28 protein-coding genes are annotated in these 24,797 nt (G+C 34.5%); 11 read left to right on the plus strand and 17 right to left on the minus strand.

What is annotated here, in order from left to right:
- Nucleotides 1-86: 86 nt before the first annotated feature.
- Genes RA0C_RS02625 through RA0C_RS02665 form a run of 9 tightly spaced genes read right to left on the minus strand, consistent with a single transcriptional unit; the run spans nucleotide 87 to nucleotide 6,393 of the window.
- Entirely contained in the window at nucleotides 87-701 is a 615-nt protein-coding gene (locus tag RA0C_RS02625) for a DUF4230 domain-containing protein (RefSeq protein WP_004918812.1), read from the minus strand.
- 6 nt (nucleotides 702-707) lie between these two features.
- Nucleotides 708-1,238, minus strand: coding sequence for a thioredoxin domain-containing protein (locus tag RA0C_RS02630; RefSeq protein WP_004918810.1), 531 nt, complete (start codon nucleotides 1,236-1,238; stop codon nucleotides 708-710).
- Nucleotides 1,239-1,249: 11 nt separating this feature from the next.
- A complete protein-coding gene (locus tag RA0C_RS02635) occupies nucleotides 1,250-1,720 on the minus strand; it encodes a pyrophosphohydrolase domain-containing protein (protein WP_004918808.1) in 471 nt (156 codons plus the stop codon).
- Between the two features lie 36 nt (nucleotides 1,721-1,756).
- A complete protein-coding gene (cdd, locus tag RA0C_RS02640) occupies nucleotides 1,757-2,242 on the minus strand; it encodes a cytidine deaminase (protein WP_013446774.1) in 486 nt (161 codons plus the stop codon).
- Between the two features lie 58 nt (nucleotides 2,243-2,300).
- Nucleotides 2,301-3,644: a helix-hairpin-helix domain-containing protein gene (locus RA0C_RS02645; RefSeq protein ID WP_004918804.1), complete on the minus strand. Its 1,344-nt coding sequence runs from the start codon at nucleotides 3,642-3,644 to the stop codon at nucleotides 2,301-2,303.
- A gap of 46 nt (nucleotides 3,645-3,690) precedes the next feature.
- Nucleotides 3,691-4,089, minus strand: coding sequence for a GNAT family N-acetyltransferase (locus tag RA0C_RS02650; protein WP_004918802.1), 399 nt, complete (start codon nucleotides 4,087-4,089; stop codon nucleotides 3,691-3,693).
- A gap of 40 nt (nucleotides 4,090-4,129) precedes the next feature.
- Nucleotides 4,130-4,468, minus strand: a complete 339-nt coding sequence (locus tag RA0C_RS02655) for a MerR family transcriptional regulator (protein ID WP_004918800.1) — start codon at nucleotides 4,466-4,468, stop codon at nucleotides 4,130-4,132.
- Nucleotides 4,469-4,526: 58 nt separating this feature from the next.
- A complete protein-coding gene (locus RA0C_RS02660; protein WP_013446775.1) occupies nucleotides 4,527-5,504 on the minus strand; it encodes a glycosyltransferase family 2 protein in 978 nt (325 codons plus the stop codon).
- A 4-nt stretch (nucleotides 5,505-5,508) separates the two neighbouring features.
- The gene (locus RA0C_RS02665) at nucleotides 5,509-6,393 is read right to left on the minus strand and encodes a lysophospholipid acyltransferase family protein (RefSeq protein WP_013446776.1); all 885 of its coding nucleotides are present in this window, start codon (nucleotides 6,391-6,393) and stop codon (nucleotides 5,509-5,511) included.
- Between the two features lie 98 nt (nucleotides 6,394-6,491).
- On the opposite strand from RA0C_RS02665, the gene RA0C_RS02670 reads away from it, so the two are divergent.
- The gene (locus RA0C_RS02670) at nucleotides 6,492-7,043 is read left to right on the plus strand and encodes a thioredoxin family protein (protein WP_013446777.1); all 552 of its coding nucleotides are present in this window, start codon (nucleotides 6,492-6,494) and stop codon (nucleotides 7,041-7,043) included.
- Between the two features lie 42 nt (nucleotides 7,044-7,085).
- Here RA0C_RS02670 and RA0C_RS02675 read toward each other — a convergent pair whose 3' ends face one another.
- Nucleotides 7,086-7,433 carry an ArsC/Spx/MgsR family protein gene (locus tag RA0C_RS02675; protein WP_004918791.1) on the minus strand — a complete coding sequence of 116 codons (348 nt, stop codon included), beginning with the start codon at nucleotides 7,431-7,433 and terminating at the stop codon, nucleotides 7,086-7,088.
- Nucleotides 7,430-8,788 (minus strand): histidine--tRNA ligase, encoded by a 1,359-nt coding sequence (gene hisS, locus RA0C_RS02680; protein ID WP_004918789.1) that lies wholly within the window; start codon nucleotides 8,786-8,788, stop codon nucleotides 7,430-7,432. The genes RA0C_RS02675 and hisS overlap by 4 nt, the downstream gene beginning before the upstream one ends.
- Before the next feature lie 147 nt (nucleotides 8,789-8,935).
- Between hisS and pncA the strand changes: the two genes are divergently transcribed.
- Nucleotides 8,936-9,541, plus strand: a complete 606-nt coding sequence (pncA, locus tag RA0C_RS02685; RefSeq protein WP_004918787.1) for a bifunctional nicotinamidase/pyrazinamidase — start codon at nucleotides 8,936-8,938, stop codon at nucleotides 9,539-9,541.
- 107 nt (nucleotides 9,542-9,648) lie between these two features.
- Here the strand turns inward: pncA and RA0C_RS02690 are convergent, their stop codons facing one another.
- The gene (locus tag RA0C_RS02690; RefSeq protein ID WP_004918785.1) at nucleotides 9,649-10,266 is read right to left on the minus strand and encodes a porin family protein; all 618 of its coding nucleotides are present in this window, start codon (nucleotides 10,264-10,266) and stop codon (nucleotides 9,649-9,651) included.
- A gap of 274 nt (nucleotides 10,267-10,540) precedes the next feature.
- Here RA0C_RS02690 and RA0C_RS02695 point away from each other — a divergent pair, with 274 nt between their 5' ends.
- On the plus strand, nucleotides 10,541-10,972 hold the full coding sequence (locus RA0C_RS02695; protein ID WP_004918783.1) for a BT0820 family HAD-type phosphatase: 432 nt from the start codon (nucleotides 10,541-10,543) through the stop codon (nucleotides 10,970-10,972).
- A gap of 25 nt (nucleotides 10,973-10,997) precedes the next feature.
- Nucleotides 10,998-11,807 carry a type I methionyl aminopeptidase gene (gene map / locus RA0C_RS02700; protein WP_004918781.1) on the plus strand — a complete coding sequence of 270 codons (810 nt, stop codon included), beginning with the start codon at nucleotides 10,998-11,000 and terminating at the stop codon, nucleotides 11,805-11,807.
- 67 nt (nucleotides 11,808-11,874) lie between these two features.
- Here the strand turns inward: map and pheA are convergent, their stop codons facing one another.
- The 5 genes from pheA to hemN all read right to left on the minus strand — a co-directional run bounded on the left by pheA (nucleotide 11,875) and on the right by hemN (nucleotide 19,539).
- Complete coding sequence (pheA, locus tag RA0C_RS02705) at nucleotides 11,875-12,717, minus strand: prephenate dehydratase (protein WP_004918780.1); 843 nt, start codon at nucleotides 12,715-12,717, stop codon at nucleotides 11,875-11,877.
- Between the two features lie 17 nt (nucleotides 12,718-12,734).
- Nucleotides 12,735-13,553, minus strand: coding sequence for a universal stress protein (locus tag RA0C_RS02710; RefSeq protein WP_004918778.1), 819 nt, complete (start codon nucleotides 13,551-13,553; stop codon nucleotides 12,735-12,737).
- Between the two features lie 3 nt (nucleotides 13,554-13,556).
- Nucleotides 13,557-15,038: a potassium/proton antiporter gene (locus tag RA0C_RS02715; protein ID WP_004918776.1), complete on the minus strand. Its 1,482-nt coding sequence runs from the start codon at nucleotides 15,036-15,038 to the stop codon at nucleotides 13,557-13,559.
- Nucleotides 15,039-15,188: 150 nt separating this feature from the next.
- Nucleotides 15,189-18,065: a protein translocase subunit SecD gene (gene secD / locus RA0C_RS02720; RefSeq protein ID WP_004918774.1), complete on the minus strand. Its 2,877-nt coding sequence runs from the start codon at nucleotides 18,063-18,065 to the stop codon at nucleotides 15,189-15,191.
- Nucleotides 18,066-18,183: 118 nt separating this feature from the next.
- Complete coding sequence (gene hemN, locus RA0C_RS02725; protein WP_004918772.1) at nucleotides 18,184-19,539, minus strand: oxygen-independent coproporphyrinogen III oxidase; 1,356 nt, start codon at nucleotides 19,537-19,539, stop codon at nucleotides 18,184-18,186.
- A gap of 170 nt (nucleotides 19,540-19,709) precedes the next feature.
- On the opposite strand from hemN, the gene RA0C_RS02730 reads away from it, so the two are divergent.
- The 7 genes from RA0C_RS02730 to RA0C_RS02760 all read left to right on the plus strand — a co-directional run bounded on the left by RA0C_RS02730 (nucleotide 19,710) and on the right by RA0C_RS02760 (nucleotide 24,773).
- The gene (locus RA0C_RS02730; protein ID WP_004918771.1) at nucleotides 19,710-21,161 is read left to right on the plus strand and encodes a sodium:solute symporter; all 1,452 of its coding nucleotides are present in this window, start codon (nucleotides 19,710-19,712) and stop codon (nucleotides 21,159-21,161) included.
- A gap of 18 nt (nucleotides 21,162-21,179) precedes the next feature.
- The gene (locus RA0C_RS02735) at nucleotides 21,180-22,031 is read left to right on the plus strand and encodes a transketolase (RefSeq protein WP_004918769.1); all 852 of its coding nucleotides are present in this window, start codon (nucleotides 21,180-21,182) and stop codon (nucleotides 22,029-22,031) included.
- Between the two features lie 13 nt (nucleotides 22,032-22,044).
- Nucleotides 22,045-22,305: a hypothetical protein gene (locus RA0C_RS02740; RefSeq protein WP_004918767.1), complete on the plus strand. Its 261-nt coding sequence runs from the start codon at nucleotides 22,045-22,047 to the stop codon at nucleotides 22,303-22,305.
- 348 nt (nucleotides 22,306-22,653) lie between these two features.
- The gene (locus RA0C_RS02745) at nucleotides 22,654-22,965 is read left to right on the plus strand and encodes a hypothetical protein (RefSeq protein ID WP_004918765.1); all 312 of its coding nucleotides are present in this window, start codon (nucleotides 22,654-22,656) and stop codon (nucleotides 22,963-22,965) included.
- Between the two features lie 19 nt (nucleotides 22,966-22,984).
- Nucleotides 22,985-23,482 carry a GlcG/HbpS family heme-binding protein gene (locus RA0C_RS02750; protein WP_004918762.1) on the plus strand — a complete coding sequence of 166 codons (498 nt, stop codon included), beginning with the start codon at nucleotides 22,985-22,987 and terminating at the stop codon, nucleotides 23,480-23,482.
- 152 nt (nucleotides 23,483-23,634) lie between these two features.
- Nucleotides 23,635-24,249: a DUF417 family protein gene (locus RA0C_RS02755; RefSeq protein ID WP_013446778.1), complete on the plus strand. Its 615-nt coding sequence runs from the start codon at nucleotides 23,635-23,637 to the stop codon at nucleotides 24,247-24,249.
- A 32-nt stretch (nucleotides 24,250-24,281) separates the two neighbouring features.
- Nucleotides 24,282-24,773 carry a GlcG/HbpS family heme-binding protein gene (locus RA0C_RS02760; RefSeq protein WP_013446779.1) on the plus strand — a complete coding sequence of 164 codons (492 nt, stop codon included), beginning with the start codon at nucleotides 24,282-24,284 and terminating at the stop codon, nucleotides 24,771-24,773.
- Nucleotides 24,774-24,797 lie beyond the last annotated feature (24 nt).

The following is a 24,797-nucleotide window of genomic DNA, read 5'->3' on the forward strand; positions in this document are numbered from 1 at the left end:
ATTCCAAGTATTTTCAATTTTAATAAAGTATGCCAAATAGCCAATACCTAATAAATACACTGAAGATCAATTAAATATAAATCATTTTAATATCTCCCGAGAGGAATCATTTTGGTTTCATCTACAATCTCGTATTTTAAGGCTTTAGCAAGAACAAATATTTCGTTAAGGTTAGTCATAAGTTGCTTTTCGCCTTGTTTCTTTAAATCTTCTTGATTAACCCTTTTATATGCTTCGTCTTTAGCATTTTGAGTTATTTTTTTGATGTCCTTCTCATCAAAACGGTCAAAGAAAGAGTCATCTAGAGATTGTATTTCTACACTTGGTATAATCCTAACTTGTGGCTGTGGTAACTCTTTTATAATTAATTTCTTATCAGTGCTATCTACCTCTATCTTCATTTTGGTTAAATCATAGGACACCTGTGCCATAGTCTTGGTAAAAGTGATGATTTTCTTCTCCGTAGATGGCAAGAGACTACTTCCTAAAAGCTCAGATTTAATAGTAGTTTTCTGCATACTAGAAAAGTTTTGCTCCATAACCACCATTTTATTCATTTTAGAAATTTGGTTGTTAATAAGGTAATAATCACTTACGATTTCATCTCCTTTTTTGGTTGTAAATCCCTTCCATGCAAAGAAAATAAGGAGCATTACTAAAACGCCCCCTACAAATCCTATAATAACTTTAATATTTTTCAATTTAGGTTACTTTTTCTTTACCAAATTATACAAATCTTGTTCCAAAAAGCCCGTAGATGGTGTTTCTACAATACGCCCAACCTCTCTTCCGTAGCGTTCTACAACAATAGTTGGTACTTTTTTCACATGATAATCTAACTCTTCACTTTCTGGTGATTCCATACGTCTAGAAAGAGCTATTATTTTCATTTTAGACAACGGATAACCTACCTCTTTTAATATTTTAACTAGCCTAGGAAACTCTCTATGGCTATCTTCACACCAAGTGCCTACAAAAACGGTAAGACCGTATTTATTAAGTTCTTTGCTTTTTTTAAGTAGTGCTATAGTATTTTTGTCTGTTTCGTAGTTAGCATACTCCTCATCATACCATGTTTTAAACGGCTCTTGTTGAAATTGACTCAATGTTTGCTTCCCTAGTAAAACTTTCCCATACTGTTCTGACTCTACTTGACGATTAACAACTGTTTTCTCAACTACTCCACAAGAAGCTATCCCCAGTAAAAATACGGTACTTAGAGCAATTTTTTTTATCATGATATTATTTTTTATTTTTCTATTATTGATTTTAAATCTGCTGGAGAGTAATACTTGTTTTTCAATACTTTATCATCAGAAACTCTGTGTACATTGTATTTTTCTCCTGATTTTTCGTAATAAGCCTCCTCGCCTTTTGTTTCCTTATAGAAAGCTACAGTTTCCTCTGCTTGTTGTTCGTTTTCACAAGCTTTAGACATGTTAGACCTTTGTACTTCGTTAAATAACTCTACAAACTTTTCGCCTAATCCAAACTCTAAAACAGCTCCACTTAGCACATACTGCAAATCGCATAAGGCATCTGCTATTTCTACTATATTTTGGTCTTCTATCGCTTGTTTTAGTTCATTTAATTCTTCCTGTAAAAGGCTCACTCTTAACTCACACCTTTCCTTAGACGGAATTTGAGGTTGGTCTAATATAGGAGCATTAAAAGTTCTATGAAATTCTGCTACTTGATTAAGGCTATCTATTTTTTCCATATTTAATTATCTTATAATTCTATTATTTCCTTTTGACTATAAAAATGATTTATCAAAAGAAAACGGCAATAAATCTCTTATGCACTTTGTTTTATAAATTTCGCCAGAAACAGAAGCAAAATAAATTTCTATCGGTTCTTCTTGGAGAGCCTCATACTCTAAAATACTCTGTCTGCAAGCCCCACACGGAGGAATTGCTACCGATGAAAAACTATCTTTAGGTGCTCCTATTACAAATAACTTCTTCATTTTAACACCAGGATAATTGGCAGACGCCCAATAAATGGTGGTTCTCTCCGCACACAACCCTGATGGATAAGCCGCATTTTCTTGGTTACTTCCCGTTACAATTTCCCCATTTTCTAAAAGGATAGCACAGCCCACCAAAAAATTAGAATAAGGAGCATAAGCCTTTTCTCTAACTGCCTTCGCTGCTTCGTATAGTTTTTTTTCTGTATCATTTAAAGACTCTATACTTTCAAAGACTTCAAATGAAATATGAAGTGATTTTTCCATTTTCATTAGGTAAAATAATGAGGGTAAAAGTACGAATTTTTATCAAAAAAAACAATTAAAGCCCTTATTCCTCCATATACCAAGTCATTTTTTCTAAATACTCTGGTTTAGGTTTGATAAATTTTATGATTTTTTTATCATTGGGTGTGGTAAGTCTGTAAAAAATAATTTTATCTGCGTGATATTTAAAATAAGGATGTTTCTTAAGCCACTCTTCGGGAGCGTTAGATAAACTATATTTCTTTACTTTAGAAGCATCTAAATATGCCGTTTCTATCAACTTTTGAGTTAAATCAGGGTCTATATAGTAGGCTTCTAGAATTTGTTTTTTGTTAGCAAACCCACCGAGTAGCCCTCTAAACGAAATATAACTTTTAGCTGCCTTAGGTGTAAAACCAAACTCAACTAATTGCTCATAAGAAATCTCGTTAAGGTCCACCGAAGCAAAATTAGTCTTTATCTGAGGTTTTGTAGTTTCTACTACCGAAGGTTCCTCATTTTTAATTCTAATATAAGGACTTAATGCTTGGAATTTTTCATCAGAAATCACAAAACATTTCTTAACCTCGTCTAATGTTTTAAATCTTCCTTTGAGTATTTTCTGCTTATAGTTTACAATAACAGCAGCTTGTTTTTCCGAGAAACCTAATTTTTGCCAACCTTCTAAATCCAAGTCGTTAGGATCAAAAGGTTGATATACAACACTTTCTTTTTTCTCTCTAATTTCGTTGGTCGTACTAGGATTTACTTTATTTGGCAAAAGAACATACGGCGCTATAATGGCATAATTTTCAGGACTTAAGGTATAACAATCTCTTAATTTTTCTTTACTAATGAAACTTCCACCCAAATAATTTTTATACTTGATAAAAGATTGAGCCTGCTTTTCTGAAAAGCCGAGTTTCACCCAATCCGAAACGGAGTATAAATCTGGATTAAAAGGCTTATTTACATTAATTTTAGACTTATAAAACGACTGATGAGATGAATTTTCATGAGATTTAGCTATTTTATCAGGAAGCATTATAAATTCTGACAATTCGCTAAATTTCTCTGCCGAGATTACATAACATTTAGATAGTTCTTCTTTAGACGAAAAAGAACCTCCCAACAAATCTTTATACTTTAGGATTGTTTCGGACTGCCGTTCAGAAAACCCTAAATTTTGCCAATCTTGCAAACTTAGTTGATTAGGATTAAATGGAGTAAGATTTAATTTTTCTCTATCCTGATGTTCGTGTTCTACCGAGGTGGTAAAAGTTAGTTCAGGTAATGGCTGTTCTTCTTTTTGTTTTTTATAAAAGTAAAAAAATATCTGAATCCCTAAAAGCAACACTGCTATAACAGACCACCCTAACACTTGCTTTTTTATCATACTGAACTCTAGTCTAGAGAATGGCTTTTTCATAGCAAATTATAGTATTTTAATTTATACAGCAAAGCACTTTATAGCCTCACTCTTCTCGTTTTATAATAAATCCATTATCAATCTTTTTCATTCCAATTCTTGGATAATAATCCATCGCAGAAGGAGCAGAAAGTAGAATTAGAGCTACCTGCTTCCCAATTTTACTTTTTGTTAGTTCAATCAACTTTTTCCCTATTCCCCTAGACTGATATTCTTTTTTAACAGCAAGATCAGACAAATAACAACAATAGGAAAAATCAGTTAAAGAACGAGAAACACCAACAAGCTCATCTCCTTCCCAAGCAGTCAAAATAAGATTTGAATTAGAGTACATTTTCTCTATTCTCTCTTTATCTACTGTTGGTCGATTAATACCTGAGCTGTTATAAACTTCAATAATTTGCTCTACATTTGGTATTATATCACTTTTATATGCTATTTCCATATACCTTTAAGCCACTAAAAATTTATCAATAAAATACACTCTACTCCTTGTCCACCAAAGCATCTTTAAGTTTGGTAAGTTCTGATTTTATAAACTCTAGGCGGTCTATTATTTCTACCGTTTCGCTTACTTTTTCATTGGTAGCCAATGCCACTCTTGCACCATCTAAGGTGTAGCCTTTTTCCTTTACTAAGTGATAAATCATCTTTAGGTTATCAATATCCTTTGGCGTGAAATATCGGTTACCTTTTTTATTTTTTTTAGGCTTTATTACAGGAAATTCTTTTTCCCAATACCTTATGAGTGATGTATTTACATCAAACGCTTTGGCAACTTCACCTATGGAATAATATAGTTTTTCTGGAAGATTAAGTTTCATGTTTATACCAAATTAGAACCACAATTACAGTGGGTTAAAGCAAAAATACAAATAATCTCTAAACCTTAGTCTGGTTGAACAAAAAATATTTGAATATTAGCCACTTGGACTGATAATATTTACTAAGTTGATTTTTATCTCTCCTACGCCAAGTTCTGTACGCTTGAGCATAGAAACCAAAATGAGCCCTTACCACTGCCCAAAGATGAGGAAAACCGTTTTTAACCCCAAAATAAAGCCCTGCCACACCATCTAAACACAACCGAACGAAAATAATCCACAACAGATAGACAGGTAGATTTTTAAGCAGCATAGAAAGATTATTCCTTATATTAAGATAAGTCTTATAAGGACTTTGTTTATTAAGAGTACCACCTCCCACATGATACACTCTAGAAAGCCCTGTATAGTAGATTTTCTTTCCTAAATTTCTCAATCGCCAACAAAGGTCTATCTCTTCCTGATGGGCAAAAAAACGCTCGTCAAAACCACCTATACCAAAAAAACTTTCACTTCTAATAAACAAACAGCACCCCGAAGCCCAATGTATCTCACATACATCATCATATTGCCCCTCATCTTTCTCCAGCGTATCAAAAACCCGACCTCTACAGTAAGGATAACCTAGGTTGTCTATCATTCCGCCACCAGCACCTGCAAATTCAAAATACTTTTCATTATTAAAGTCTAATATTTTAGGCTGTACCGCAACGATATTCTCATCTGATTTGAATAGTGCTAAAACAGGCTCTAACCAACCAGAACTCACCTCTACATCAGAGTTTAAAAGACAAAAAATATCTGCCTTTATAGCCTTTAAACCTTCGTTATATCCACCTGCAAAGCCGTTATTTTTTAAGTTTTTCACCACTTTAACCTCTGGAAAGTTTTGCTCTAAAAAAACGACAGAATCATCTGTGGAAGCATTATCTATCACCCAAATATCTGCTCCTTGAGAATGCTTAATTACATTAGGCAAAAATCTTTTAAGCCAATGCTTTCCGTTCCAATTAAGTATTGCTATTGCTAATTTCATAATTTTATTGTTTAGCAAAAGTTTTAATGGCGTCTTGATACTTCCATCGCCTATGACTCCAAAGCCAATTGTCAGGTCGTTTTTTAATAGTGGTTTCTAGCATTTTATGAAATTTATTAACCACTTCGTACGGCTGAAATCGTTCTCCATCAGGGTAAATTCTGTAATAATTAACTTGATAAAACCCTCGTTTAACCTTTTTCATTTCGCAATAAATAAAGATTAAATCCATTTTGGTAGAAAGTTTATCATACCCAATAAAGGCAGGTGTTTTTTGATTTAAAAATTCTAAACCATAATCTACATCTAACACATAAGGCGACTGGTCTGCTACAAACATATACACCGAATTACCATCGTTAGGCTGCTTCAATATATGCCTTACCACTTGCTTAGCTTCTAGTGCTGTATTACCAAAACGACCTCTAATGAGTTTAACTTTTTCTTCCCAAAAAGCACTCTGCATTTTTCTATATACAGGAAAGCAATATTTTTGTGGAACTACCTCTGCAAGGGCATTAAACCATTCCCAATTAAAGATGTGTCCAGAAAGCATTATGATATTTTTCTGCTCTTCTAACGCCTCCGAAAACAAATGTTGATTGATATGCTGAACCCTTACTCTTAATTCATTATTAGATACAGTAAAGGTTTTTAGTGTTTCTACAATATAGTCTGCAAAGTTTTGATAAAACTTTTTACAAATTGCATTGATTTCCGTTTCGGACTTCTCAGGGAAAGATTTTCTTAAATTCTCCAAGACTACTTTTTTTCGGTAACCTACTACATAGTAGCTTAGTACAAAAATAAGGTCAGAGAAAATATAAAGCACCCTTAAAGGAAGTTTAGAGATGATATAAACGGTTCTAAAAAGGATATTATTTAGCATTGATTTTTCTTAACGACTGCAAATTTACAAATTACAAAACAGATGAGATGTCAGAATTATTCTTTATTTTTGGGATTTAAACTTAAAATCAAAAAATTATGAAATACCGCTATTTAACAATAGGATTGATGAGTGCTACACTCGCTATTTTATCTTGCAACAAAAATGCAGAGAACCCAGCTAGCAATACCAATGATAGTACAGAAATTAAACAACAACTAGCCGAGCAAGAAAAGGATAAGCTAGAAAAACCTTATCACCCAGAAGATAACGCTGAAGAGAAGATTGCAGCCTTAATTTCCCAAGCTCAAAAAGAGAATAAAAACATCATTCTACAGGCAGGTGGCAACTGGTGCATTTGGTGTCTTAGATTTAATGATTACATCAACAAAACACCTGAAATAAAAGAAATTATAGACCAAAATTACCTCTACTATCATTTGAATTATTCAAAAGAAAACGAGAACAAAGCTCTATTTGAAAAATATGGCAACCCTGGTGAGAAATATGGTTATCCTGTATTTATTGTTTTAGACCAAACAGGCAAAGTAATCCATATACAAGACAGTGCCGTATTAGAAGAGAACAAAGGCTACAGCCTAGATAAAGTGAAGGCATTCTTCAACGAATGGAAGCCTAAAAAACTCTAAAAACAAATTGAGGTTATCTTTTTTATAGATAACCTCAATTATTTATTTTTTCAAAAAATCAGTGATGAGTTCTGTTGGTCTACCTATAATGGCTTTTTTGCCTTTAACCACTATTGGGCGTTCTATCAGACGAGGATTATTCAGCATTATTTCTAAGTATTCTTCCTCTATATAGCTTTTATCTCCATAGTTTTCTTTAAAGAATGTGTCTTTCTTTCGGATAAGTTCAGATGGCTTCATTTCTAAAAATGAAAGTATTTCTTCTAAATGTTCCTTAGTCAAAGAATCTTTGAGGAGGTCAAAAACCTCTACATTTTCATTAGTAGAGTTTAGCAGTTCTAAAGCCCCTCTTGACTTAGAACATCTGTTATTATGGTATAATTTTATCATAAATTTTGGTTAAAAAAATCCTCTAAAGTTAGCGAGTTTTGCTCTCCTGTCTCTAAATTTTTAATAGAAACTTGCTTATTTTTAATTTCTTCTTCCCCCACAAATACAATATATGGAATCCCTTTTTTCTCCGCATAAGTGAATTGTTTTTTCAACTTAGCAGCTTCTGGATAAAGCTCCGCAGAAACACCTTTAGTTCTTAATTGCTGTATAATATCCATAGCATAAAAAGCCTCCTGCTCGCCATAATTAGCAAAAAGATACTGCACATTTTGAGACACCTCTTGTGGGAAGCGATTTAATTCCTCCATAACAAGGTAAATTCTATCTAAACCAAAAGAAATCCCTATCCCAGGAATATTTTTAACACCAAAAACTTCTGTTAGATTGTCATATCTACCACCGCCACCAATGGAGCCTAACTGTACCTCATTAGACTTAACTTCAAAGATAGCACCTGTATAATAATCTAACCCTCTCGCTAAAGTAATATCAAATTGAAGCACCTCTGGAGAAACACCCAAAGCAAGACATTGTTTAATCACAAACTCCACTTCCTCAACACCTTTCAACCCTATTTCTATATCAGAAAAACGCTCTTTAAGTGCCGATAGATATTCTAAATTATCTTCCAGTGGGTGGAATAGAAACTCCAATTTTTCTATCGCTTCACTAGGTATATTTTTACTTTTAAGTTCCTCAATAACGCCTTCTTTACCGATTTTATCTAACTTGTCCAAAGCCACAGTAAAATCTACCAGTTGTTCTGCTATCCCTGCATAAGTAGCTAATCCTGAAAGTATTTTCCTATTATTGATATGGATTTTAACATCTAAATTAAGCTCTGCAAAAGACTTTAAATAAAGCTGAACCAATTCTACTTCTTGCCAAAGACTTTCGCTACCTACCACATCGGCATCGCATTGATAAAATTCTCTAAAACGACCTTTCTGTGGTCTATCTGCACGCCATACAGGTTGAATTTGGTATCGCTTATACGGAAAGACAAGCTGACCGTGATTCATAGCCACAAACCTCGCAAATGGAACGGTAAGGTCGTACCTCAGTGCCTTATCGGATACTTTAGGCGTGAGTTTTTTATGGTCTTTTTCTATTAAATCTTGTTCTGATATCTTACTCAAATAATCTCCAGAATTCAAAATTTTAAAAATAAGCCTATCTCCTTCCTCCCCATATTTCCCTGTAAGAGTTGATAAATTTTCAAAACTAGGTGTCTCTAATGGAGAAAACCCAAACAGCTCAAAATTCTTTTGTAAAACACTAATGATATATCTTCTACGATAAACTTCTAATGCCGAAAAATCTCTTGTTCCCTTTGCTAAACTAGGCTTCATAAATTTGTTATTTTTAACACAACAAAAGTACGGAAAAATAAGTTGTCCACAATATTAGTGTAAAATCTTGTAAAATATGTCTATTTGTCAGTAATTTTAATTTGGCGAAAAATTTGTTTTGAGATGAAATTATAAAAGATTTAAAATATGAAAAAAGCACTTATCGTGGTAGATGTTCAAAATGATTTCTGTGAAGGAGGAGCTTTGGCTGTACCTAACGCTAATGAAATTATCCCTTACATCAACCTTTTAATTGAGGAAAACCAATATGATAAAATAATTTTCACACAAGATTGGCACCCTGCAAATCACAAATCATTTGCATCTAATAATGATAAAAAAGTAGGTGAAACTATATCACTGAACGGCGTTCCACAATTTATGTGGCCAGATCATTGTGTAGAAAATTCTTTTGGTGCAGAATTCCATAAAGACCTAGATATTAGTAAAGTAGATTACATTGTAAAAAAAGGTAAAAACCCTGAAATAGATAGTTATAGTGCTTTTCAGGACAATAATCATTTTATGAAAACGGGGTTAGCTGACTATCTTAAAGAAAACGATATACAATTAGTAGAAATTGTTGGCTTAGCACTAGATTATTGCGTTAAATATACTTGTTTAGATGCTGTTAAAGAAGGATTCTTAACCTGTTTACACTTTAATGGTACTCGTGCTGTAAATGTAAAACCTGAAAACGGAAGAGATGCCATCTACGAAATGTTAGAAAATGGTGTTACCATTTTAGGTTAAAAAAATAAAACACTTATAACTATTTATAAGTGTTTTTTCTTTCATATCAATATAAATAAAAAAGCTGAAAAGTTTCCCTCTCAGCTTTCCTTTTGCTAAAATATTTCTTAGAATTTAACTCCTAAACCTACTTGGAAAGTGTTGTTTTTGTTAGTTGCATTATCTGCTGCAGAAGTTTCTCCATTTTTAGAAATATCTGTAAAACCAGCTACATATCTAGCATTAACACCTATGTTTGGCGTAATATTAAACCCTAGACCTAACCCCATACCAAAGTTGAAGCTATTAAAGTTATCCTTATTAAGTTCTTTAGGAAGTTGCCCTGAACCAAGAGGAGTCTCATAAGAAGTCTTAGCATTTGCTCCCACTAAAAAGCTAAACTCTGGTCCAGCCTCCAAATAAAACTCAGGAGTTGCTTTATACTGGAACATCACAGGAACCGAGATATAATCTAAATTTAATTTTGTTTCTGATTTACCTAATATCCCTTCATTCATAGTAGTTTTAGAACCTAAATTGTTATAAAGTACCTCAGGCTGAATACTAAAACTCTCCGATACAGGAGCGTTTAGAAATACCCCCGCATAGTAACCTACTTTAGCCTTAGTGTCATCATAGCCTCCCTTAGAAATAGAAGACACATTTAAACCTGCTTTTGCTCCAAATTGTTGTCCGAATGCAAATGAACCAGCTACTACCGCTAATCCTAAAAATAATTTTTTCATAATTTCAATTTTTAATTTTATAAAATTTGTTTTTACAATAACACTCTAATCAAAAGGCTTGCCAAAAGTTAAACGATTGATTAGATTTTGGTAAAACGACAAGAGCCTAGTTTTATTATATTACTATCTTATTTCCAAATAGAAACATCAAAATTTTTTATTTAATCAAGAAAAAAACAAAACTTACTACTCTTTTAATATAAGAGATAATGTTTGAAACAATCTACATTTATAACTATATTTGTGGCTTATTAAGATTTTAATATCTAAGTATATGCTTAACAATAAAAAATTAGCCATAGATTTTGATGGCACTATTGTAGAAGACGCCTACCCAGGAATAGGTAAGCCTAAAGTTTTTGCATTTGAAACCTTAAAAAAACTCCAAATGGAAGGCTATAGACTAATACTATGGACTTACCGTAGCGGAAAAGCTCTAGACGAAGCCGTAGAATTCTGCAGAAAACATGGACTAGAATTTTATGCTATCAACTCAAGTTTTGAAGGAGAAGTTTTTGATAGTGCGACACAAAGTAGAAAACTTGATGCAGATTTATTTATTGATGATAGAAACCTTGGTGGTTTCCCAGGTTGGGGCGAAGTTTATAATATCATTAAAGATAAAATAGAATTTAGAGTAGAAGGAAAAGAAGTTTTGGCATATTCTAAACTAAAAAAAGAAAAGAAAAAAGGGCTTTTTTGGTAAAAAGTTCATAAAAAATAATCATTTTATGATACAACTTAAGACGATTGAGGAGCTAAGATTGATGAAGGAGAGTGCCCAATTGGTTTCCAAAACTTTGGGTATGTTGGCAAAGGAAATAAAACCAGGTGTTACCACCAATCATTTGGATACTCTAGCAGCGGAATACATAAAAGACCACGGCGGCGAACCTGCTTTCCTAGGAATGTATGGTTTCCCTAAAAACCTTTGTATTTCACCGAATTCAGAGGTGGTACACGGTATTCCTAATGATACTCCTCTTAAAGAGGGCGATATACTTTCTGTAGATTGTGGCGTCTATATGAATGGATTTTACGGCGACCACGCTTACTCTTTTGAAGTAGGAGAAGTAGCTCCAGAAACAAAAAAATTATTAAAAGTAACCAAAGAATCTTTATACAAAGGGATAGAACAATGCGTAAGAGGAAAACGCGTTGGCGATATTTCTCACGCTATACAAAGCCATTGCGAAGCTCATGGTTATGGTGTGGTGAGAGAGCTTGTAGGGCATGGTTTGGGCAGAAAAATGCACGAAGACCCACAAGTACCTAACTACGGCAGAAAAGGAAGTGGAAAGGTATTAAAAGACGGTATTGCTCTAGCTATAGAACCCATGATTAACATGGGAACTCACGAAGTAGTTTTCCATAGCGATGGTTGGACGGTAACTACTAAAGACAACCTTCCTTCAGCACACTTTGAACATAATGTATGTATTATTGGAGGGAAACCAGTTTTACTTTCTACCTTTAAATATATCTACGAAGCACTAGGTATTAGTAGTACAGAGGAAGAACCCTTTAATATAGATTTTTAAATAAATTTTAAAAGCGGCCTGATAAAAAATCAAACCGCTTTTTTGTTTTCATAATAAAGTTTTCTTTCTATCCGTCTAAAAGATACTCGTTATAATCTCCTAGAAACTTAACTTTAACTCCTATAGACTCTAGTTCTTCCAATGCATTTTGATAAAGGATATTTCCCCAATCTCCTACAACATTGATAAAGAAGAAATAATTACCAAGTCCTGTTTTTAGAGTGCGGCTTTCTATTTTAGATAAATTCATCTTACGCCACGCAAATACCGATAAAATCTGATGCAACCCTCCAGCATAGTCTGTTGGTAAAGTAACCAATAAACTGGATTTTTGAGCTAAAGACTGATATGGTAGCTCTAACTTATTTCCTCCTTTCTTTGAAACCACCACAAAACGAGTGTGGTTTTGTTCAAAATCCTGTATGTTAGAGTGTAAAATTTTAAGGTTATAAAGTTTTGCTGCATAAGTATTAGCAATAGCTGCCCAAGGTTCATCTGGGTTTTCTGAAACTAGTTTTGCCGCCGCTGCTGTAGAAGTATAATCTGTGGTCAAAACTTCTTTGAATTGATTTCTTCTAAAATGAAAAGTTTGGGCTAATGCCTGTGGGTGAGAAATAATATTCTCTACCGAAGTATTATTAGAGTGTACCATTAAATGATGAGAAATAGGCATCACTACTTCCGTATTGATAGCAATATCTTTAAAATCGTATAAATAATCCAGGGTTACTGAAACGGTACCCTCTATGGAATTTTCTAAAGGAACTACAATTTTATCTACTTTACCCTCGTCTAAAGCTATAAAACAGTCTAATATACTGGTTTGAGGCAATAATTCCCCATTCAAAAAAACCTGAGAGGCAGCTAACTGAGTGAAAGAAGCCTGTGGTCCTAAAAACGCTATTTTCATACTATGATTACTCTATTCTAAGGCAATACTACCAGTGGAATGTCACCTACATATACCAACTCGTTAACTAAAAACTTTCTAAATATATGATCTGTTACAAATCTATTCCCTTTCTGTAATACAAGAATTTCTGTTTCATTATTATTGATGACTTTCTTTATTCCTTCAGAGGGAACATTAGACTCATATATAGCATAGTCTACTTGGTAATTATCAGCGTAAAGTTCTACTAATTTCTCCAAATTTCTTTTGTGCTCTTCCACATTTTCTTCTGGCTTCGCTATATAGAAAAAAACAATTTCTGTTTCTTTTTCATTTATAAACTTAAAAAAATGGTTCAGTTCTAGAATATTCAGCGGATACTTCTGCTTTACTGCTACAAATATTTTATTTACGGAGAATGAATCAATTTCCCCTGGAAGCACAACAGCACTATTTTTAATTTTATCAATTATATGTACTGCTTTACTTCCTAAAAATATTTTCTTTAAAATACCTGCATTTTTTGTCCCTAAAAGAATCATATTATGATATGGCTCAGTAAGTAACTTTTCTAATATTTCTTGCAAATCTAACTCCGAAGCTAAATAAGAAACCTCTAAAGTAGATGATATAATAGGTTTGGCAAAATCTCTAAGTTTATCAAAGGTTTCCGAATTGGAATTCCTAATAATTTTATTCCTATCCTGTATATCTGCCAATGATGGTACTAAAACATTGTTCTGATGAACTAACACCAGCTCTGCATCAACCTTGCTCCCCCAATCACTGGCATATTTCAATAGGTTTTCAGAATATTCGGAAAAATCTACCAATACAATAATTCGTTTTTTCATATGCTATCCTGTATTTATTGGGTTACGCAAACATTGTTTTACTTCTTCTAAATCACTATTCTTATTTGCTAAAACAATAAGAGTATCATTTTCTTTTATAGCAGTAGAACCTCCTGGACGAAGATACTTCCCTTCCCTCTTTATCATCACTATAAACGCTGACTTAGGAAAATGTAAATCTACTATTCGTTTTTCTTTAGCATAATAATCTGCCTCTATATTATATTCTTGCAAAAGAGATTTAGGGATGTTTGCCATCTCGCTTTCGTCTTCTTCCACTATATTTTTCTTTTCTTCCTCTGGTAGTGCAACATTAAGCCATTTAGCAAAAATGGAAAGTGTAGTCCCTTGAATAAGAACAGAAGTAACTGATATAAAGAATACAATATTAAATATAATGTGAGCTTTATCTATCCCTGCTAATAAAGGGTAAGTTGCAAATACGATAGGTACTGCACCTCTAAGCCCTACCCATGATATATAAAGTCTTCTTCTCATTTTCATTTTGAAAAAGGCAAGACTAATAAGCACACTTGCTGGACGAGCTACTAATATTAAAAACAATGATATTACTAAGCCTATACCTATGTAAGGAACTATTTGAGTTGGATAAACCAAAAGCCCCAAAGTAAGGAACAGAACAATTTGCATAAGCCAAGCCAAACCGTCATACATTCCTAGAATGGTATTCTTGTGGATAATATCTTGATTACCTAAATACACCGCACATATATAAATAGCCAAAAACCCATTACCATCTATTGCATCTGTTGCAGAGAATACAATAAACATAATGGCTATTACTAAAACTGGATAAAGTCCCTCAAAACCTAGTTTAATATTATTTATAATAAACTTACTTAATTTCCCAAACAAAATCCCCGCAATACCACCTATTATCATTTGTCTAAAAAACAACGGTATAATAGAAGTTATACTTTGGTCTTGATTGATAACTAAGGTTAAGAAAGCTATTGTGAGTACATACGCCATCGGGTCATTACTCCCACTTTCTAGCTCTAGAGTTGGTCTAAGATTAGTTCTTAATGCTAAATTCTTTGACCTAAGAATAGAAAATACCGCAGCCGCATCTGTGGAAGACACTATCGACCCTAAAAGCATACTCTCATAGATGGTAAAATCTGTAACATACCATACGAATAGACCCAAACATAATGCTGTAAGTAAAACCCCTACCGTAGATAACACTAAACCCTCTTTTATGACAGGTTTTATAGATTTCCAATTAGTGTCTAAACCTCCCGAAAATAATATAAAATTAAGAGAAACTATCCCTATAAATTGAGCCGTTTTAGAATTATCAAAATGAATTCCTCCAAAACCATCAGACCCTGCCAGCATTCCTATAGCCAAAAATAATAACAATGTGGGCACTCCAAATCTATATGATGTTTTTCCAACAATGATACTTATGAAAAGTAGTATAGAGCCAATAAGTAGTATATTTTCCGTCGTTAAAGCCATTTATTCTGCAAAATTTTCCTATCCAAGCAAAGATACAGAAATACGGCTTAAAAAACAACTATTCCAGTAATCAACACTTAAACAATACATTACAAAAGAAGCTACCTCAAGTTGAGATAGCTTCTTTTTATTATGAATAATTTATATCAATTAAATTTTGATATCTTCCTGTTTTTTGCCTTTTAAGAAATCATACGCAATACCCGATGCTATAAATATAGATGAATAAGTACCAAAACCTATACCTAGCAACAATGCAAACATAAATCCTCTCAAACTATCTCCACCAAATATAAATATAGCTAAAATCACCATTAGTACAGTAAGTGAGGTATTGATTGTTCTACCCAAAGTACTGCTGATAGAATCATTGAACAGCCCTGCCAAAGTAGTAGATTTTCTCTCTCTTAGATATTCACGAATACGGTCAAATACAATTACAGTATCATTGATAGAATATCCTAGCACCGTAAGTATCGCTGCGATAAAGTCCTGATTAATTTCCATGTTGAAAGGAGAAACTTTATAGAATAAAGAATAAGCTCCTAAAATAATAATAGCATCATGGAACAATGCCAACACAGCACCTAAAGAGAACTGCCATCTTCTGAAACGGAATAAGATATAAATAAATATTCCTAATAAAGAGGCTAGTACTGCAAAAGTACCACCTATCTTGATATCATCTGCTACAGATGGTCCTACTTTAGTAGATGAAACTATACCTAAATTATCCCCTTCAGCACTCTTAAATTTATCTAGCGTATAACCAGTTGGATAATTAGACTTCAATCCTTCAAACAATTTAGCCTCAATCTCTTGGTCTGCCGCTAATGATTCATCATCAATCTTATAGTCAGTTGTGATTTTTAACTGGTTAGAAGTACCAAATGTTTTTACATCTACTGAATTATTCTTTCCATCCTTAGTTTGAAATAATTGTGATAGACTAGCTTCCGCTTGTGCAGCATCTACCGTTTTATCAAATTTAACTACATAGTTTCTTCCTCCTTCAAAATCTACACCTAGCTTAAAGCCGTTTACCACTATAGAAGCTAAACATATTACAGTAAGAATACCCGAGATAATATAAGCAAACTTTCTCTTCTCTATAAAAGCCACCCATACATTTCTGAATATATTTTTAGTAGCAGGAGTCCATACAGAAAGCCCTTTACCTTTATTAAGCCTACTAAATATCATTACTCTAGAAAGTAATACAGATGTAAAGAAAGTCATAATAAGACCTATAATCAGCGTAACTGCAAAACCTTGGATAGGGCCTGTACCAAAGATGTAAAGCACCACCGCTGTAAGCAATGTAGTTAAATGCCCATCTACAATAGCAGAAAGTGCATGTTTGAAACCATCATGGTAAGCCTCTCTGATGTTTTTACCTGCAAAAAGCTCTTCTTTAGTTCTTTCATAGATGATTACATTGGTATCCACTGCCATCGCCATCGTTAAAACAATACCAGCAATACCTGGTAAAGTAAGCGTAGCGTCCATAGAATCCATAATACCGAAGATATAGAACAAATTGATAATCATAGCAATTACCGCAAAAACACCTGCTCCTCCATAGTAAAATATAATATAAACTACAATGAAAACAAATGCAATAATAAATGACCACATACCAGCGTCAATAGAAGCTTGACCTAAAGATGGCCCTACAACATCTGCCTGTACAATTTTAGCGCTTGCAGGCAACTTACCTGTATTTAAAACATTTACTAAATCTTGAGCTTCGTCTTGAGTAAAGTTACCCGAAATTTGTGTACGCCCGTTAGGTATCGCATTTACAACATTAGGAGCTGTATATACCTTATCATCTAAAGTAACCGCTACTGGTTTACCTACATTTTTTTCAGTTAGAATCTTCCAGTCTTTAGTACCCTCACTATCCATCTGCATATCTACCACTACTCTACCTATTTGGTCGTAGCTGATATTTGCCTTATCTACCGCACCATCTACTGGAGCTTTACCTGAAATATTAGAACGAATAGCATACAATACCAAGTGGTCAGGATCTGTAGATTCTGGCTTATAAGCCCACAGAAACTTAGTGTATTTAATATTACCTGGTCTAGCGTTTAAAGCTACTGAACTATTAAGAATTTTGTTAACAGTAGCTGTGTCGCTTAACTTAATGTTACCAACTCCATTACTTCTAAGCGTATTTAGATTGAGCAACGCTGGGAAATTAGTTGTTTTAGCAACTCCCATAGAATCTCCTTTAGCCAACACTAATTTTGAAAGTTGTTCAAAGTAAGGAGCAACTTCTGGCACTTGCTGAACTTCCCAAAACTGAAGCTTAGCAGAAGTCTGAAGCATTTTCTTTACTCTATCAATATCTTTAATACCTGGCATCTCAACCAATATTCTACCTGTACCAGGTACTCTCTGAACATTAGGCTGAGTAACCCCCATTTTGTCTATACGAGTTCTAATAACTTCGTAAGCAGAACCTACCGCAGCATCTATTTTCTTTCTAATGATAGACTTAACCTCGTCATCAGTTGTATTAAATTTGATTTCGCCACTTAATTTTTGAGTTCCAAATATTTCTGGACTCGCTAACTTTAAGTTTGCTGCTTTGCTCTTGTTTACATTATCAAACTGAACAAAGAAGTCCTCTATATAAGATTTAGTAGAATTTCTCTGAGCTACATCTGTTTTATCTAGTGCTTCTATGAGTATTGGGTTAGATGAATAGTTAGTTAAATCCATCACCAAATCTCTTTGGTTAATCTCTAAAAGCACATTGATACCACCTTTTAAGTCTAGACCTAACTTCATTTCACGCTCTTTAGCAGCCGTGTAGTAAAGCTTAGTAAACCCTAAATTAAGCGTATCTTTAGACAGACGATCTATCTCTTTTTGATACTTTACCTGATTGTCTCCTGCTATAGCTCTAGCTTCTTTCTCTACCTTGCTCGCATAAAAAGTAGGGAGCATTTCGTTAAGACAAATAAGCCCTAGAACAATCGCAACAACTGTAATAAGTCCTTTTCCTTGCATTTTCAGTAATTTACAACATTAAAAATTATAGTCGGCAAATATAATGTTTTTCAGTATAATTATAAACTTTATTTGCTATTGTTTTCATTTTAAACAAATGAGAAATATCAATACTCTTCTAAACAGTCATAGAAAAAATTCTAGTTTCTGGAGCTTTTCTTAACATTCTCAAATCAAAAGTCATCGCTACATTTCGTGTGAACGCCTTACCAGCTTGTGTAATTCTGATTTTATTTTCTGATATTTCCACAAGACCGTCTGCCTCCATCTCTTTAAGCTTCTCTATGGTAGTTTCTAGCTCTGGAAAAGCCGTTGCATCCGTCCAAGAAGTCTCTAGCTGACACATAATATTGAGTATATGTCGACGAATTTTCAAATCTTCATCAGTTAGGATATGCCCTCTAAACACAGGGATTTCTCCTTTCTCTACTCTCTGCTGATAGGCTTCTACTGTTTTTTCGTTTTGAGCGAAAGCATACCAAGAATCAGAAATAGCACTCATACCCAAACCTACCATAAGTTGAGTTTTCCCTGAAGTATAACCCATAAAATTCCTATGGATTTTCTTGTTAAGCATCGATTGGTAAAGGTCATCGTGCTCTAGTGAGAAATGGTCCATTCCTATCTCTTTGTAGCCCAGCTCTTCCAAAAGTTGCTTCCCATTCTCGTAGAGTTTTCTTTTTTCTTCGCCTGACGGAAGGTCATTCTCATCAAAACCTCTCTGCCCTACTCCTTTAATCCAAGGCACATGGGCATAAGAATAAAACGCCAGTCTATCAGGTTTCAAAGTCATTGTTTTTCTTATGGTATATTCCATTTTTTCCCAAGTATGAAACGGAAGCCCAAAAACTAAATCGTGAGAAACACTTTCGTAGCCTATTTCTCTAGCCCATTGGGTTACTTTTTCTACATTCTCAAAAGGCTGAACTCTATTGATGGCTTTTTGTACTTTTTCATCATAATCTTGCACCCCAAAACTCACTCTTCTAAACCCTAAATCGTAAAGCACTTGCAAATGCTCTCTAGTAGTATTGTTAGGGTGTCCTTCAAAAGAAAATTCGGGTTTTTCTGCTATTGTTCCACCTGAAAGAATTTCCTCTATCAATATTTTCAAGTTTTCAGGCGAGAAAAAAGTAGGCGTTCCTCCACCTAAATGTAATTCCTTAATTTTAGGTTTTTCGTCAAAAAGAGCCAAGTACAATTGCCACTCTTTAATCACCGATTGCAAATAAGGTGTTTCTACAGAGTGCTGTTTTGTAATCCTTTTATGACAGGCACAAAAGGTACATAATTGCTCACAAAATGGCAGATGTATGTAGATGGAAATTCCTTCGTCTTTAGACTCCTTAAATGATTTTATCACCGTATGTTCCCAAGATTGATGTGTAAAACTCTCCTCTTCCCAATAAGGTACTGTAGGATATGAAGTATATCTAGGACCTGGTATATTATATTTATCTATTAGTGAATTCATTTTGCAAAAATAATGTTTTTTAAACTCACTGTAAAAATTATACTTAGGTATTTATTTCTCTTACGGTAACATTTTTCATCTCTTATTTTTGGGAAATTTCTAAAGCCTCTATTTTTTTACCCCACAAGAAAAAGTTATATTTGCGATGTTTATAGAAAAATGATTTTTGTATGTCGCCAATTCTCTTACTAGGAATTATTATTGCCTATTTTGGCATTCTGCTATGGGTAGCTTATAGAACAGGTAAAGGAAGTAATAATGATAGCTTTTTTATAGGCAATAGGAGTAGTAATTGGGTTTTGGTAGCATTCGGTATGATAGGGACTTCTCTATCTGGAGTTACCTTTGTAAGTGTCCCTGGACAGGTGGGAAAAGACAGTTTCCACTATCTACAAGTTACCATAGGATACCTCATAGGATACATTGTCATTGCGTATGTTTTATTACCTCTTTATTACAGACTAAAACTAACCTCCATCTATGGATACCTTCAGCAGAGAATGGGAGCTTTATCTTATAAATCAGGAGCTTCTATTTTTATTGTATCTCGTTTGGTAGGTGCTACGGCGAGGCTTTATCTAGTGGTAAATATTTTACAAATGACTATCTTGGATAGCCTTGGCGTTCCTTTTATTGTAACTACTCTCATTATTTTAGTAATGATTATCCTCTACACCTACGAAGGCGGCGTAAAAACCATCGTATGGACAGACACTCTACAAACCACAGGAATGCTTTTAGGACTTATTGTCTGTACGTTCTATATGCTTAATCACTTGGGGCTAAATATCGCAGATAGTTTCGCCGCAATGAGCGAACAAGGTTATACTAAAGTATTTGACACCGATGTTAATGATAAAGGGTTCTTCATTAAACAAATCTTAGCAGGAGCTTTCATTACCATTACAATGACTGGGATTGACCAAGAAATGATGCAAAAATCCATCTCAGTAACCAACCTAAAAGATAGTCAGAAAAATATGGTAACTCTAGGAGTTATATTGCTAGGAGTTATTTCATTATTCCTTTATATGGGTGGGTTGTTACATCTTTACGGCATACAAGAGAATATTTCTAGCACTGGAGACCAGCTATTCCCAGATGTAGCTCTTAACCATATGCCTCCATTTATTTCTATTATTTTCATTATTGCTCTTATTTCTGCTCTATTTCCTAGTGCTGATGGAGCTATGACAGCACTTACTTCATCTCTTTGTATTGATATATTTGGACTGAAAGAAAAAAATATCTCCGCTTCCGAAAAAGAAAAATTCAGAAAGAGAGTACACCTTTGGGTAGCAGTATCATTTTTAATAATGGTACTCATTTTTAAATGGATTAACGATAATTCTATGATAGGGCTTATCCTTAAATTAGCAGGCTTTACCTATGGACCTCTACTTGGGCTTTTCGCTTTTGGGATTTTCACTAAAAGAACGGTTAAAGATAAGCTAGTGCCTTACATCTGTATTACCGCTCCTATCTTATCATTTTTAATAGATAAATATCAAAGTCTTGTTTTTGGCGATTTCCAAATCGGGTTAGAATTACTTATCATCAACGGATTACTTACCTTTGTAGGGCTTTGGTTCATCAGTAGTAAAAAACAATCATTTCAATAAAATTAAACCTATATTATAATGGCAAAATCAGTAGAAGAATTAAAACATCTCACCACACAAATCAGAAGAGATATTTTGAGAATGGTACACGCAGTAAACTCTGGACACCCTGGTGGGTCTTTGGGTTGTGTAGAATACTTTACAGCTCTTTACGGAAAGGTAATGAACTACTCGCTCCCATTTAAAATGGAAGGCAAAAACGAAGATTTATTCTTCCTTTCTAATGGGCATATTTCTCCTGTGTATTACAGTACACTTGCTAGGTTCAACTTCTTTCCAGTGGAAGAATTGGCTACTTTCAGAAAACTAGACACTAGATTACAAGGACACCCTACCACACACGAAGGTTTACCTGGAGTAAGAATTGCTTCTGGTTCTCTAGGGCAAGGGCTTTCTGTTGCTGTAGGTGCAGCTCTAGGTAAAAAGCTAGATGGTGATAAAGGCATCGTATTCTCTCTACACGGCGATGGAGAACTACAAGAAGGGCAAATTTGGGAAGCTCTTATGTACGCTAGCCATAATAAAGTAGATAACCTCATTGCAACTATAGACTACAACAACCGACAAATAGATGGTGATGTGTCTGATGTACTTTCTTTAGGGAACTTAAAAGCTAAACTAGAAGCCTTTGATTGGCAAGTATTGGAAGTTAAAGAAGGTAACAACCTAGAAGCTGTAATTGCGGTGCTAGAAGAAGCCAAAGCACAGACAGGAAAAGGGAAACCTATCGCTATCATTATGCATACCGAAATGGGTAACGGTGTAGATTTTATGATGGGAACTCACGCTTGGCACGGTAAGGCACCTAACGATGAGCAACTAGAAAAAGCCTTAGCTCAACTTTCTACAGATAATTTGGCTGATTATTAAATTTTTAAATAAAATGGAAAATTCAAATAAAGCAGAAAAAATCGTTGTAGTAGCCCCTACTAAAAGTGTAGGGATTAGCCTATTGCTCACTTTCTTTTTCGGTCCGTTGGGAATGCTTTATTCCACCGTAGTAGGAGCACTAGTAATGCTACTCGTATCGGGTGTGGCGGCGTTTCTCACGCTAGGAATTAGTATCTTCTTTACCCAGCCTATCTGTATGATTTGGGGTGCAATGGCAGCACATCGCCATAACAAAAAAATCATTATTCAATAGATAGTGAACAGAAGTCTGATTGCAAGACAACTGAAGAAAACTTAATTTTGGATAAAAAAGAGATTATGAAAAAGAAACTGTTCTCCTTAATTTGGCATTTATATTGAGACGGACTTACACCTTCCTAACTGGGACAGCACATTTCCCAACTCGGACAAAAGAATTCCTAAGTAGGACAGAGGATTTCCCAAGTGGGACGAACGCCGTCCAATGTAGTACCAAAAATATCCTAACCTGGACGATAAATTTCCTACACGGGACAAATCTTTTCCTAGATAAACTCAATAAATTTTTATCTAAATTTTTAATAAATTCATAATTTTAGTATCACAATTAAAACTTATCACTATGGCAAAGAAATCATATTCAGAAAACATCACCTCGGCTAAGGTAATGGCCGACGGGCTCAGCCGATATAAAAGTAACCTCCCCGCAGGTGTTCAGGAAAGTCAAATATCAGAATTGGAGACCCTAAGACAAACCATAGAAACCCTCAACAGCGAACAAGAAAAACTAAAAGCTGACCTCAAAACCAAAACCCAAGCCCTGGATGCCAAATTGAACGAACTGCAAAAACTCTATGCTCAACTCAAAAAACGCATCAAAATCGATATAGAACAAAGCCAATGGAAAGAGTTCGGGATTGAGGATAAAAAGTAATTTTTAAAAAATCATCATTATGAAAAAAATTATCATTTTATTTGCTTTAATAGTAACAAATTTCGGGTGGGCACAGCAAAAGGATGCCTCGCTGAATCAGGCACTAAGTATCAACCAAAACGGTGCATTAAAACTAGCCGAACAAGCCAACCTTGAAGCGGCTAAACTTAATAAACAGGTTTCTATTGCCGTACTTAATAACTCGGGGGTTGTTATCCTACTCTTGAAAGGGGATACCGTAGGACCTCACAATACAGAAGCCTCTCGTAGAAAAGCCTATACCGCACTTTCTACCAAAACCCCTAGCTTTATCTTGATGAAAAAAGCCGCCGATAATCCCACCGCTCAAAACTTAAATACATTACCAGAGTTACTCCTATTAGGCGGTGGCGTTCCCATTTGGAAAGACGGAGAATTAATAGGCAGTATAGGCATATCGGGAGGCGGTAGTGGCGAAAACGACCACAATATCGCTCAAAAAGCGGCAGAGAATTTAGGATTTAGCACTTCTAAATGATACCTGTGAATGGTTATTTACCAAAGAAGACGAAGCATTTTTGGAACAAATTAATCGGTTAGTTGCCACACTTTTTGAGAAAGAACCCTGTCTTTTGGAGGAATTTATTTTCTCTTTAGTTGATAGAAAAAATTATGAAAATTAAAACTCTTATGAAAAATTTATTACAAATCTTAGTCAATCTACAACCAAAGTTCATTCATTTTGTACGGATTGCCATAGCTGTAGTTATGCTATGGATTGGGGGATTAAAGGCGTTCCAATATGAAGCCGATGGTATTGTTCCTTTTGTTACGAACAGTCCTTTTATGAGTTTTTTCTATAATAACACGGGAAAAACTTATATCCAAGAAGACGGGACAGAAATAGCCCAATACAAAAAACACCGAAACCCAGAGGGTAAAATGGTAGCCGAAAATATAGCTTGGCACAAAACCAACGGTACTTATCCGTTTTCTTATGGGTTGGGAATGGTAATTGTAAGCATAGGAATTTTAACACTTTTAGGAATTTGGAGTCCTAAAATAGGGTTGATAGGAGGGTTGTTAACCTTCGGAATGTCGGTGATTACGCTTTCTTTTCTAATCACAACCCCAGAGGTGTATGTTCCAAAATTAGATGGTGATTTTCTAACTCCGCAATATGGCTTTCCATATTTGTCGGGTGCAGGGCGTTTGGTTTTAAAAGATGTAATTATGATGGCAGCGGGACTTATTTGTGCCTCTGACTGTGCGAAAAGGATTTTAAATACCGAAAAATCTGTGTAATTTTGGGATTTGAAACCAAATTATAATTCAATATGAAATCGGTTACTTTATTTTTCACATTATTTCTGGTCTTTATGAAGGTAAATGCTCAAACCAAAAATCTATACGAACCTGTATTAACGGGTGATGCAGCAATGAAAATAGCACAAAAAGCCTTTGACGAAGCCAATAAAAGTGGGCATCATATCAGTGTTACGGTGGCAGATCAATCAGGGCAAACCCTCGCCGTACTTAGGCATCACAATGCCGGGGTACATACCTTGCGAGCTAGTTATAAAAAAGCCTTTACTGCCAATTCTCAAAAAAGAGAAACCGCCGAAATTGCACAAGGCATTAAAAATGGGACAATCCCCGAAGATGTTCGTTATTTGGACGAAAATATTTTAATTTTGGACGGAGGAGTGCCCATTTATATAGACGGAAAAGTAGTTGGCGGTATTGGTGTAGGCGGTGCACACGGAAGCGAAGATGTACGGATTGCAAAAGCGGGAATTTCTGCCATTGAAGTAAATACGAACCAATAATCATCTTAATAGGTTTTGCAACCC

The sequence above is a fragment of the Riemerella anatipestifer ATCC 11845 = DSM 15868 genome, from assembly GCF_000252855.1.
GTDB lineage: Bacteria > Bacteroidota > Bacteroidia > Flavobacteriales > Weeksellaceae > Riemerella > Riemerella anatipestifera.